The sequence below is a fragment of the Sphingobium xenophagum genome (genome assembly GCF_031457465.1).
Taxonomy (GTDB): Bacteria; Pseudomonadota; Alphaproteobacteria; order Sphingomonadales; family Sphingomonadaceae; genus Sphingobium; species Sphingobium xenophagum_A.
This window is the reverse complement of record NZ_JAVDWV010000008.1, coordinates 167,625-179,647: the sequence shown is the minus strand read 5'-3', so window position 1 is coordinate 179,647 and position 12,023 is coordinate 167,625. Positions and strand designations below refer to the sequence as shown.

Annotated in this window: 12 protein-coding genes; 4 read left to right on the top strand and 8 right to left on the bottom strand. The window is 60.8% G+C overall.

Annotated elements, in window-relative coordinates:
• Nucleotides 1-113: 113 nt before the first annotated feature.
• The gene (hisB, locus tag J2W40_RS10275; protein ID WP_310224461.1) at nt 114-701 is read right to left on the bottom strand and encodes an imidazoleglycerol-phosphate dehydratase HisB; all 588 of its coding nucleotides are present in this window, start codon (nt 699-701) and stop codon (nt 114-116) included.
• 86 nt (nt 702-787) lie between these two features.
• Between hisB and J2W40_RS10270 the strand changes: the two genes are divergently transcribed.
• A complete protein-coding gene (locus J2W40_RS10270) occupies nt 788-1,264 on the top strand; it encodes an SspB family protein (protein ID WP_310224342.1) in 477 nt (158 codons plus the stop codon).
• 307 nt (nt 1,265-1,571) lie between these two features.
• Here the strand turns inward: J2W40_RS10270 and J2W40_RS10265 are convergent, their stop codons facing one another.
• The 3 genes from J2W40_RS10265 to J2W40_RS10255 form a co-directional block, all read right to left on the bottom strand.
• Nucleotides 1,572-2,321, bottom strand: coding sequence for a hypothetical protein (locus tag J2W40_RS10265; RefSeq protein WP_310224340.1), 750 nt, complete (start codon nt 2,319-2,321; stop codon nt 1,572-1,574).
• 323 nt (nt 2,322-2,644) lie between these two features.
• Complete coding sequence (locus J2W40_RS10260; RefSeq protein WP_310224336.1) at nt 2,645-2,974, bottom strand: helix-turn-helix domain-containing protein; 330 nt, start codon at nt 2,972-2,974, stop codon at nt 2,645-2,647.
• Entirely contained in the window at nt 2,958-3,338 is a 381-nt protein-coding gene (locus J2W40_RS10255) for a type II toxin-antitoxin system RelE/ParE family toxin (RefSeq protein WP_310224334.1), read from the bottom strand. The genes J2W40_RS10260 and J2W40_RS10255 overlap by 17 nt, the downstream gene beginning before the upstream one ends.
• 194 nt (nt 3,339-3,532) lie before the next feature.
• Between J2W40_RS10255 and fumC the strand changes: the two genes are divergently transcribed.
• The 3 genes from fumC to gmk all read left to right on the top strand — a co-directional run bounded on the left by fumC (nt 3,533) and on the right by gmk (nt 6,061).
• A complete protein-coding gene (gene fumC, locus J2W40_RS10250; protein ID WP_310224332.1) occupies nt 3,533-4,918 on the top strand; it encodes a class II fumarate hydratase in 1,386 nt (461 codons plus the stop codon).
• A 49-nt stretch (nt 4,919-4,967) separates the two neighbouring features.
• Nucleotides 4,968-5,312, top strand: coding sequence for a hypothetical protein (locus J2W40_RS10245; protein WP_310224330.1), 345 nt, complete (start codon nt 4,968-4,970; stop codon nt 5,310-5,312).
• 83 nt (nt 5,313-5,395) lie between these two features.
• Entirely contained in the window at nt 5,396-6,061 is a 666-nt protein-coding gene (gene gmk, locus J2W40_RS10240) for a guanylate kinase (protein ID WP_069065420.1), read from the top strand.
• Between the two features lie 2 nt (nt 6,062-6,063).
• Here the strand turns inward: gmk and J2W40_RS10235 are convergent, their stop codons facing one another.
• The 4 genes from J2W40_RS10235 to J2W40_RS10220 form a co-directional block, all read right to left on the bottom strand.
• Nucleotides 6,064-7,128: a class I SAM-dependent methyltransferase gene (locus J2W40_RS10235; protein ID WP_310224328.1), complete on the bottom strand. Its 1,065-nt coding sequence runs from the start codon at nt 7,126-7,128 to the stop codon at nt 6,064-6,066.
• Nucleotides 7,118-7,984, bottom strand: coding sequence for a prolipoprotein diacylglyceryl transferase (gene lgt, locus J2W40_RS10230; RefSeq protein ID WP_310224326.1), 867 nt, complete (start codon nt 7,982-7,984; stop codon nt 7,118-7,120). Before lgt ends, J2W40_RS10235 begins: the two co-directional genes overlap by 11 nt.
• A gap of 108 nt (nt 7,985-8,092) precedes the next feature.
• A complete protein-coding gene (locus tag J2W40_RS10225; protein ID WP_310224324.1) occupies nt 8,093-9,160 on the bottom strand; it encodes a phytase in 1,068 nt (355 codons plus the stop codon).
• On the bottom strand, nt 9,160-11,946 hold the full coding sequence (locus J2W40_RS10220) for a TonB-dependent receptor (protein WP_310224322.1): 2,787 nt from the start codon (nt 11,944-11,946) through the stop codon (nt 9,160-9,162). The genes J2W40_RS10225 and J2W40_RS10220 overlap by 1 nt, the downstream gene beginning before the upstream one ends.
• Nucleotides 11,947-12,023: the final 77 nt, after the last annotated feature.

The window sequence follows — 12,023 nt, the reverse complement described above, 5'->3', positions numbered from 1 at the left end:
CGAAGTGGTGGAGGGGTGTCCCGCTATCGAGAGGGTGACACCCCTCCGTCTGGCTACGCCAGCCACCTCCCCTGCAAGGGGAGGATGATCAACAGAAAAGAGCGAAGACGAACTCACAACATGCCCTTGGTCGAGGGAATCGCGTCCGCCTTGCGCGGGTCGATCTCGACCGCCTGGCGCAGCGCACGGGCAAGCCCCTTGAACGCGCTTTCGACGATATGATGGTTGTTCGCCCCATAAAGCAATTCGACATGCAGCGTGATCCCGGCGGCCTGGGCGAAGCTGTGGAAGAAATGCTCCACCATCTCGGCATCCCACTCGCCGATCTTCTGCACCGTGAAGGGCAGTTTGCACACCAGCCACGGGCGGCCCGAAATATCGAGCGCCACGCGGCTCAGCGTCTCGTCCATCGGCGAATAGACGCTGCCATAGCGGCTGATGCCCCGCTTGTCGCCCAGCGCCCGCGCCACCGCTTCGCCGATGGCGATGCCGGTATCCTCGGTCGTGTGATGCTGGTCGACATGCAGGTCGCCGACCGTCTTGACGGTCATGTCGATCAGCGAATGCCGCGACAATTGTTCGATCATATGGTCGAGGAAACCAATGCCGGTCGACACCGAATAGAGGCCAGTGCCGTCAAGGTTGACGGTCACGTCGATCTGGGTTTCCGCTGTGTTGCGGTGAATCTCGGCCGTGCGCATGGCTGCCCTATAGCGTGTGGTGCGCGCCATGCAATCTGCGCGTGCGGGGGTTGACCGCATGATTCGCGCCGTTAGGACATTGGGCCATGAGCGATGACCTGCCCGACAGCCTGATTCCCTATGACGAGATCGTGCAGGAAGCGCTGCGCGCCGTGGTCGGCCGCGTGCTGGGCGAGGTGGAACGCAGCGGCGGGCTGCCCGGCGCCCATCATTTCTACATCACCTTCAAGACGCAGGCACCCGGCGTCGACATCCCCAAGCGGCTGATCGAGCGCTTCCCGGACGAAATGACCATCGTCCTGCAGAATAAATATTGGGATTTGAAGGTCAGCGACCAGCATGTCGAGGTGAGCCTGACCTTCAACCAGGTCGCCGCCCATCTCTACATCCCCTTCGCCGCGATCACCGCCTTCGTGGACCCCGCCGTCAACTTCGCCCTGCAATTCCAGGTGCAGACCGACGCCCTGCCCGAACCGCATGACGAAGCCGAAAATGACAGCCCGGTGATTACCAACGAAGACGGCTCCAACGTCGTCAGCGTGGATTTCGGGAAGAAGAAGTAAGGGCGGGCGGCGGGATCGTCGCGCCCGTCCGAGCTTTCGTGACCATCCTCCACAACGTCCCTCCAGACCTGATCCGGGGTTCGGTATTGTTGCGAGGAGCCGGTGCAGGTAGAGCGCTCGCCCTCACGATTGGCCAATTCCAGAATGGTAGGCTTTAGGATTCTGCAGTGATATAGTTGCCCTATACTACGCTCCAAAGCCAGAAAGTTCCTACCTCCATATCTAGCGCCCACCGACTTCAATTCGCTAGTCAATTTATGCCGCGCATCCAAGTTCTACTAAAAACTACAGTTTCAATATCTTACCGCTATTGCTTGGATCCCGGAGCCCCGGCAGCTTGGTAACGATCAATGGCCGCACGCATCATTTCGGTTGAGATGACGCTACCCTCTTGCGCATCTCCGCTGACGATGTCGAATAGCGCATGCAACACGGTTTCATCGTCGGGAATCGACTCATCCAAATTTCGACCGAAGGGTAAGCGCATGCGCTTGCCCGGCTCGACTTGTCGAACCAAGATTTGCATCACATGCCGGTCCGGCATTGCGAAATTATTTGAGAAGCCGGAAATCTGCGCTTCGTCACCGATCAACGGGCGTAGCCTATGAGAACGGTCGGGGTGCGATTCAAACCAAGCCGCGTCATCCGATTTCCACTGCGTATTCTGCGTGAATAGCTTCGCCTTACCATCTTTCAGCCCCGCTTTCCGAGCTACCACTTCACCTTCGCTTTGCCGCTGCGCAAATATTTCATGGAGGGCGTTGACCGCGCGCTCAACATCCACTGACTCGGCCTTCGCGCCTGAGTCCTTGTTTAGCGAAAGGCGGCCGACGAGATCGTCCATACGAGTGTCGAAATAGAGTCCGCAGAGCACTACGTTCGCGACCTTGATCTTGCAGCATTCGCCGGCCAGAACAGACTTCCCGACCTTGGTGGTTCCGCCATAGGTTCGGCTATTATGTTCGAACAGCGCACGACAAATAGAGCAATGTTCTCCATCCTCGCGCATGATCTCTCTGATCTCGCGCTCCACACGTCGACGTGCAGCAGGTTTCATGTTTTGCTCCCGACAAGTGCTACACTGAGCGCAAAAGATCCTTAGCAGATACGATCAGTCCAAACCGATCATACCGCAATACACCAAGACTTATCTTTCCACAAAAGGCCATCCAATCTCGGAAACGCAATTGGGCGCGATCTTCGACCTTCAACGGACGGTCGTTTACGAGATCAATGGCCGCGGTGTGGAACGACCGGCATTGGCGCAAAACGCTCTATACCAATGCCTAACGAAGACCTACATCTCATCCCACACACATATATTGATCTGTCAGACACACCGCGACCATATGCCACCGCATTTCCTACCATCGCATAAATCTACATCAGCGCCTCTATACCCTTCCGCCGAATGACATTCAGCAAGGCGAGCGCTGGCCCCTTGGCTTGCTTAGTGCCGCGTTCCAGTTGCGAGACATAGCCTGTCGTCAGGTTCAGATATTTGGCAAGCGCGGCCTGGCTCAGATGCGCCCGTTCGCGCAGACTGCGGATGTCTTCCGGTGTAATGGGCGTGGCCGTGGGCGGTGCATCCGGCCCCAGATGGCGGACGGTGATCTTGCGATGCGTGTCGTCGTCCATCAGGCCCGCATCATGCATGTCCTCCACCGTTTCCAGCAAGGCCATGGTCAGATTGCTAAGTTCCTTCGCCATCGTCGATTTCCTGTAGCTTGCCCTTGCGCACGGCGTCATCAAGGCTGGTGTCGTCATGATCCAAAAATTCTGCGGCAATGTCCTTGAGGGTCTGCAATTCATCCTCGTCGATATTCTCGCGCTCATTTTTGGCGAAGCCGTAGAGAAAAAATGCCCTGTTTGCGGTTCGATAGGCGACGATCATGCGGAACCCGCCTGATCGCCCCTGTCCAGGTCGCGCCACACGCTGCTTGATGAGGCCGCTGCCCAGATCGGCGTCGATAATGCCCCGCTCCGCTCTGGCGATCGCGTCCTTCAGGCTGGCGTCATTGATCCGCTCCCGTCGGGCGAAGCGCGCGACCCATCTGGTTTTGAATATCCGCACGACACCGCCCCTGTGACATCATGAACTATAGCACATAGTATCATATTTGCAACGACCATCCGCCCGCGTCGGGCGGCAATGGCCGCTGTCCTACATCCGGCCGACCCGCTATCCTGCGACCCGCCCTTGGATTCCTCGACCCCCGCCCCACATCGGCCACCACTCTCCCGCGCCCCAACCGAAAGGCATCCACCATGCCCGCCACCCGCACCGAAACCGACAGTATCGGCCCGATCGACGTTCCTGCCGACGCCTATTGGGGGGCGCAGACGCAGCGGAGCATCGAGAATTTCCCCTTTGGCGACACCGAACGCATGCCGATCGGCATCATCCATGCCATGGCGATCGTGAAGCAAGCGGCGGCCAGGGTGAACCGCCATCACGGGCTGGACGCCATACAAGCCGATGCGATCGAGGCGGCGGCGGCAGCGGTGGCGGCGGGCGACTATGACGATCAGTTTCCGCTCGTCATCTGGCAGACCGGCAGTGGCACCCAGACCAATATGAACGTCAACGAAGTGATCGCGGGGATCGCCAATGAAGCGCTCACCGGCACCCGTGGCGGCAAGGTGCCGGTGCATCCCAACGACGGTGTGAACTTCGGGCAATCGTCCAACGACAGCTTCCCCACCGCGCTGCATATCGCGGCGGCCTTGGCGGTCGTAAAGGCGCTGTTCCCCGCGCTCGACCGGCTGCACGCCGCGCTCGATGCCAAGGCGCAGGCGTGGGCGAGCATCGTCAAGATCGGCCGCACCCATTTGCAGGATGCGACCCCGCTAACGCTGGGACAGGAATTTTCGGGCTATGCGCATCAACTGTATCGCGCCAAAAAGCGGATCGAACCGGCGGCGATGCACGGCATGATGGCGCTGGCGCAGGGCGGTACGGCGGTCGGCACGGGCCTCAATGCGCCCAAGGGCTTCGACGTCGCGGTCGCGGCGGAGATTGCGGCGATCACTGGCCTGCCGTTCCGCACCGCCGACAACAAATTTGAGGCGCTGGCCTCCAACGATCCGCTGGTTCACCTTTCCTCCACCCTCGCCACGCTGGCCGTCGCGCTGACCAAGATCGCCAACGATATCCGCCTGCTCGGCTCCGGCCCGCGCTCCGGCCTTGGTGAGCTGGACTTGCCCGCCAATGAGCCTGGCAGTTCGATCATGCCTGGCAAGGTCAACCCGACCCAGTGCGAAATGCTGACGATGGTGGCCGCGCAGGTGATCGGCAATCATCAAGCGGTGACCGTGGGGGGCATGCAGGGGCATCTGGAACTCAATGTGTTCAAGCCGGTGATCGGCGCGGCGGTGCTGCGCTCGATCCATCTGCTTGCCGTCGGCATGGACAGTTTCGCCGAACGTTGTGTCGAGGGGCTGGAGGCGAATGAGGCGCGGATCGCGGAACTGGTTGATCGGTCGCTGATGCTCGTCACCGCGCTCGCCCCGGCGATCGGCTATGATCAGGCGGCGGCGATCGCCAAACATGCCCACAAGACGGGCCAGACGCTGAAAGAAGCCGGGCTGGAACTGGGTCTGGTGGACGAGGCGACGTTTGACGCGCTGGTGCGCCCGGAAAATATGGTGTGATCGACATGGCACTGGTGGAACCGGCGGGCGTCCGATACATTAACCCCTTATGAAGAAGCCGCGCACCCCCTCCGCCCCGCTCGCCACTGTCCGCACGCCCAAGGGTCGGGGCATATTGCGCAAGGTTGCGCGTGTCGGTGCGACGGTCGTGGCCGCCCGTGTCGCCGCCGCCACCGGCAAGAAAGGCATTTTCGGTCTCGTGGCCGGCATGGGGGCCAAGCGGGTCATCATGCGTTACCCTGCTGGTGCCCTGTTTGTGACCGGGGCTTATATGGCGGGCAAACTCTATGAGGCGAAATGCGAAGCGGATCGCAAGCGCGCGACCAAATTGCTGCCCGACCTCAGCGCCGAACCGATCCCGATCGAAACTGCGCGCAAGGCACGCGAGGGCTAAGCGCTGCCGACCCGGCTTTTCCTATCCGGTCGCTTGGTGATCCCGCCTCTTGCCAAAATGCGTCGCAAGCGTCACTAGCGGCCATGGCCGAGCATATCCCGATCGAAACGCCCGATTTCCAGCGCCGCGGCGTTCTCTTCGTTCTGTCGTCCCCTTCGGGTGCGGGCAAGTCCACGATCGCGCGCAAGCTGCTCGCCGCCGAACCGGATCTGTCCATGTCCGTTTCCGCCACCACCCGGCCGATGCGGCCGGGCGAGGTCGATGGCAAGGATTATCATTTCGTCGATCTGGAAGCCTTTCGCCAGATGACGGCGGACCATGAATTTCTCGAATGGGCGCATGTCTTTGGCCAGCGCTACGGCACGCCCCGCGCGCCGGTGGAAGCGATGCTCAAGTCCGGCAAGGACGTGCTGTTCGACATCGACTGGCAGGGCGCGCAGCAATTGCATCAGATCGCCGGGGGCGATGTCGTCCGCATCTTCATCCTGCCGCCCTCGATGGAGGAGCTGGAACGCCGCCTGCGCGGGCGCGGGACTGACAGCAATGCCGTGATCGAAGGCCGCATGGCCCGCGCGGCAGGCGAAATCGCGCATTGGGACGGCTATGATTATGTGCTGTGCAATGTCGATGCCGATGATTGTTTCAGCCGGGTGCAGACCATCCTGCATGCCGAACGCATGAAGCGCAGCCGCCAGACCGGCCTGATCGGCTTCATCCGTCGCCTGGGCCGCTATCACCAGGACGATTAAGATCAGGCCGTAAATCCCGCCGGATCGGCCCAGTCGGGATGGGTCCAGGCCATCACCCGGAACAACGTGCCCATTGCCTCTTCATCGGTCAGCCGCATCCGTGCCGCCTCGATCTCCGCCGCGCGCGCGGGCGTTGCGCGGGCCAGTTGCTCGGCGCGCGGATCAATCCCCAACTGGCGCAGGAAATCGCCCTGCCCCACCGTGCCATGGACCCGCAGCCCCGCCTGCCGCGCCATATTGCCGATGACACTGAAATCGACATGGGTGGTCAGGTCCACCTCGCCCGGTTCGGCAAAGGGGTCGGCAAACTGGTGCGCCCTGACCGCCTGTAGCGTGTCGCCCAGCAGCGGTCCTTCATAGCCATAGTCGATGATGATCGCCGCCCCGCCCTGCTTGGCGATGCGCTGCGCCAGGGCATAGGCGATGCCAGCGCCGACGATCGGTGTTTCGATGATCGCGCCATCCTGCGCCTGCGCCGCGATCGGCGGCAGGCCTGATTCGATGCGGCGATAGCCGGGCACGGGCAGAAAAGCGGCTTCCGCCTCGCGCCGGATCACCACCCGCTCCCGCCATTCGTCGCCGACGCGGATGCATTGGCGGACGGGCAGCGCATCGAAAAATTCATTGGCGACGACCAGCAGCGGCCCTTCATGCGGCAAGCTGTCGATACTGTCATGATGGGTGACATGGGGGATCAGGCCCCGTTGCCGGTCGCGCAGGACGGGGCTGGTCTCGACACAATGGACACGCGGGGCGAGCGCCGCGCGCTCCATCGCCCGCAGCGCATCGGCCGCCAGCGTGCCGCGCCCCGGCCCCAGTTCGGCATAGAGCGCGCCGGGCCGCCGCCCCGACCGCATCCAGACATCGGCCAGGCACAGGCCCACCAGTTCGCCGAACATCTGGCTGATTTCCGGCGCAGTGGTGAAGTCGCCTTCCAGCCCCAGCGGATCGCGGGTCGCATAATAATGCTGGTTCGATTCGGCCATATAATGGGCGACCGAGATCGGCCCGCCCGCCGCAATCTGCCGCGTCAGTCGTTCCGCCAGGGAAAGCGGCTCAACTGACACTCGCGCTGCCCGCGATCGGCTCCACCCGCACGCGGCGGCCCTTGGCCGTGAAGATGAGGTAGAGCCCACCCAGGATCATCGGCAAGCACAGCCATTGGCCCATATGCAGGCCGGTGCGCGCGGCGAACTCCATCAACTGCGCGTCAGCCTCCCGCACATATTCGACGCCGAAGCGGAAGCAGCCATAGCCGAGCAGGAAGATGCCCACGAGCATCCCCGGCTGATATCGGGCGCGGGTGCGCCAGAAGGCGAAGGCGAGGATGGCGAACAGCACAGCCCCCTCCAGCGCGGCTTCATAGAGTTGGCTGGGGTGGCGCGCGAACGGCCCGCCGGTGGGGAAGATAATGCCCCATGGCACATCGGTTTCCTTGCCCCACAATTCGCCATTCACGAAATTGGCAAGGCGACCGAAGAGCAGGCCAAAGGGCACGCAGCAGGCGACATAATCGTGAATGCGCAACCAGGACAGCTTCTCCTTGCGCGCCATGTAGAGGATGCCGAGCGACACGCCCGCCGCGCCGCCGTGGAAGGACATGCCACCATTCCAGAGCTTGAGGATATCGAGCGGATTTTGCAGGATTTCCGGCTGGTAGAATATCACATAAGCGAGCCGTCCGCCGATGATGATGCCCAGCGTCGCATAGAAGATCATGTCGTCGGCATGCCGCCGGGCCATCGGCGATCCAGGCTGCGCGATCAGCCGCAACAGATACCAATAGCCGATCAAGATGCCCGCCAGATAAGCAAGGCTATACCATTTCAGCGTGAAAAATCCGAGGTCGAGGGCAATGGGACTAAGCCCCAGATCCTCGAAACGGATGGCGCTCGAAGCGGCGGCGGCAAGGTCCAGGATCAAATCGGCTTCCTTAGTGGCAAGACGTTTGCCGCCATAGAGGAAGCCCCGGCCAAGACCAAGGGGGCAGTCGCCGGGCCGGGACAGTTTAGGTCGTCCCGGCCCGAAGCCTTATTGCGGCAGTCCCAAGGCCTTGACGATATCGGCCCAGGCGACAAGCTTGAAATTCTGCGCCGCCGCGCCATTCTGGCCATCCTGTGCGATGAACAGACCACCGGGATATTGAGGACCAAAATCGCCGAGCATCACCTCGATGCCGTCGGTTTCCTCCGTCCCGCCAATCGCTCCATCGACAATACGAAAACGACCGACATAGCTGTCGTCGCTGATGCGATAGAGCGTATAGGCATTGTCCCCCTGGCTTGAGACAATGACATAACCGTCTTTCTCTCCGATCGGGGCGATGGCGACGCCTTCGGCATCGGCGACGATATTCTTGCCGTCTGCGGCTGCGATCTTGGTGGGTGTCGTGCTGCCGCTGGCCCGCGCGTCGAAGCGCCACAGGCCGACATCCTCTTCCGCCACATAAAGCGTGCCGGTGCGGTCATCGACCGCGCAGCCCTCTGACTGGGTGTCGAGTTTCATCGTTCGCACAATGCGGCCAGTCGGTGTCGTACCCGACGCATCGAGTGCGACCTGATTGATCGTCCCGTCCTTGAGCACGATGAAGGCATAGAGACCGGCGGTGTCCGATCCCATACATACGCCATAAGCTTCGCCAGAACCGCCATCGACAATGCCCAGCGCTTTTAACTTTGCTGTGACCGGGTCCAGTTGAAACAATGCCAGCTTCGCTCGTGCAATGTCATTGCGATCTGACGCAACAACCAGAATGCCCGTGCCGCCATTAATCGTTACGCCATCCTTCAGATCGACATTATTGACCCGGCCGGCGTCGAGGAAGTCTCGCACCCTGCCGTCCAAACCATAGACATAGACGCCCGCCTTCTTGTCGGTGCCCACGATCAGGCTGGCGGCGGGGTCGGCGGCATTGCGCCAGATCGCCGGATCATCGGCCGCATCGGCATTGGTCGTGCCGACCGGCGTCGTTTCGCCCCGCGCGGTCACCGACACCGCCGGGGTGGCGTTGGCGATGCGCACGGCGATCGGCACTTCGACTTCACCAGCGGCGCAGGCGGCCAGAGAAATCAGCGGGAGGGTGAGAGTAACGCGCTTCATCAGAAGTTCGCCGTCACGCCGAATTTGGCGGTCCAATTATATTCCTCAAACTGGAGAACCCGCTTGCCGCCCGCATAATTTTGATAGGCGAAATAGGGTTCGTTGGTGACGTTGATCCATTCGGCAAACACGCGGAGCTTTGGCGTGATGCGATAGCGGGCGCTCAGGTCCATCTGGAAGTGGCTGTCGACATAGCGGTCCTGATCCGCTTCGCTACCCAGTTCGTCCAGATATTTGTCGCGGAAGGTGCCCGCTGCGCGCAACGAAATCGGTCCCTTTTCGTAGCCCACAACCAGATTGAACGTGTTCTTGGACGCCGATGCGAGGGGGATCTGGCGCGGGTCGGAAATGTCGCCATCGGTCAGGACCGTGCCCTTGGCGTCGGTATAGGTGTAGTTGGCGTTCAACAACAGGCCATCGAACGGCGCGGGCAGGAAGCTGAACACCTGGCTGTAGGACAGTTCGAGACCCTTGATCTTGGCCTTGTCTCCATTGATGAAGGTGGTCAGTTCCTCATAATCGACGCCATAGATGGTGCCGGGCGTCGTAATCCGCTGTTCCACGACGAAGTCCTTGATCGACTTCCAGAACAGGCCGCCGGTCAATGCGGCATTGGTACCGAAATACCATTCGGCCGAGAAATCAACGTTCCATGCGCTGTACGGCTTGAGGTTCGGATTGCCCAAAGTGGCTTCGCGATCTTCGTTGATGTCGAAGCGCGGCGCGAGATTGGACAGTTTGGGACGCACCAGGCTCTTATAGCCGCCCAGACGGAAGACGAGATTGTTGACCGGCTCGTAGCGGACCGCCAGGCTAGGCAACCAGTTCATATAGTTGCGGCCGAAGCGGTTCGGCGTGATCGTGACATTCTCGTCCTCGTCGGTTTCCGTGACGAAGGCGCGGATGTCGTTCTTGGTCTGCTCCATGCGGACACCAGCGATGACCCGCAAAGCCTGGCTGTCCCAGCGGCCCAGCAGATAGGCGGCGAGAACGTCTTCCTTGACCGAATAGTCGGACGTGGTCGAATTGAGCAGGGTATCGAGCGCATTCAGCTCGAAATTGCCCTTGTTCGCGTTGAAAAATTCGGTCGGACCAGTGTGGCTGGCCTGTGGCAGAATGTCCTGAATGCGATAGGTCTGGCCGCCCAGCACGTCCGCCAGCGTATAATCGCCATCATAGCCGTCATAGACAGCGGCTTCCAGATTATAGCTCTTCTCGCGCCAGCGCGACTTCATACCGGTCTGAACGGTGAAGGTGCCGCCATCCATGGTGAAGGCCCGCGAAATATCAGCCCGGACCACATATTCGCGATCCTTCGCATCCGACAGGACGGTCTGCTCCAGTTCGTTGAAGCCATATTCCGATGGATCATAGAAGAGGTCGGTATTGCCCGTAACGGTATAGCGCGGCTTCATGGGGTCAGAATAGTCGAAGCCAACATCGACGCCGTCGCCATTGAAACGAGCACGGAAACGCGTTGGGTCGACCGAACCATTCTCCCGTTCGCTCGCTTCCGACCAACTGCCCGCATAAGTGATTTTCCATGGGCCCGTATTGGTTTCGCCGCCCACGGTCAGAGATTTGATCTTCTGCGTTTCCAGACGATCCTTCATGCGGCGACGCACTTCGATACGACCATCGGCATCGGTGAATTGCGCGGACGTCGCGGTGCCCGATGCTGGCTCTTCATTCATGATGAAGATGACATCGCCACGATATTCCTGATCCTTGAACTGGCTGTAGAGGCCACGAGCATAGAGTTTGGTCGTGTCGGTCGCCAGCCAGTCGAAGCTCAGCGAGCCGCCGATACGCTCGCGCTCCACGTCATAATCGCGATACTGGATTTCCTCGGCATAGACCGTACCGTCTTCGGTCTGGTTCCAGTCCGCCGCTTCGACATTGTCGCTCTCGAACTTGCGCTTATAATAGCTGGCACCGCCCGCGATGCCAAAGCGATCGGACAGGCGGGTCGAAAAGTCGAAGCTGCCCTTGGGCGTCAGAGCGTCAGCAAATTCGTTATAGCTGCCTTCTAGCTTGACCGAATAGAGATCCTTCTTGCGGTCAAAGGCGCTGGTCGTGTTGATTTCGATCGAGGCACCGATCGTATCGGCATCCATATCCGGCGTTAGCGACTTTTTGATCTCGATCGACTCGATCAGTTCGGACGGAATGACGTCCAACGCGACCGAGCGGACATCGCTCTCTGGAGCAGGGATGCGCGTGCCGTTGATTGAGGCGGCGTTGAGTTCGGGGTCGAGCCCGCGAACCGATACGAAGCGGCCTTCACCCTGATCGTTCAGGATGTTCACACCGGGCAGGCGGCGCATCGATTCAGCGGCATTCTGGTCGGGAAACTGACCAATGGCATCGCGGGTCAGCACGCTTTCCACGCCGTCGGCGGCGCGCTGGCGCGACAGGGCCGATGCCTGGTTAGCGACCTGCCCGACGACGATGATCGATGCGTCGACGTCCGAACCGATACGGATATTGGCATCGACGTCGCCGGTTTCGGGCACAATCACGGTAACGCGAACCGGATCAGCACCGACATAGCGGGCCTCGATCGTATAGGTGCCCGGTGCGACGTCGGGGAAGCGATAATCGCCGTCACGGCCCGCTTCGGCGATGCGACCGAGTTCGACAAGACGCAGTTGGGTCGATTGAAGAGCGCGCGTGCCCGTGCCGTCGGACACGGTGCCGGTGATGGTGCCAGCGATGGCGGCAATCGGCGTCGACAGCGCAAGGATGAGCGCAGCGCGACTCGCGCTGCGCAATAAATTGGTCATGATGAAGCTCCCCTTTTGTTGGAGAGGCCAGTGCCGCTTTTTTCTTACGCAGGCATGGCATTGGTGTTTCGATTAAA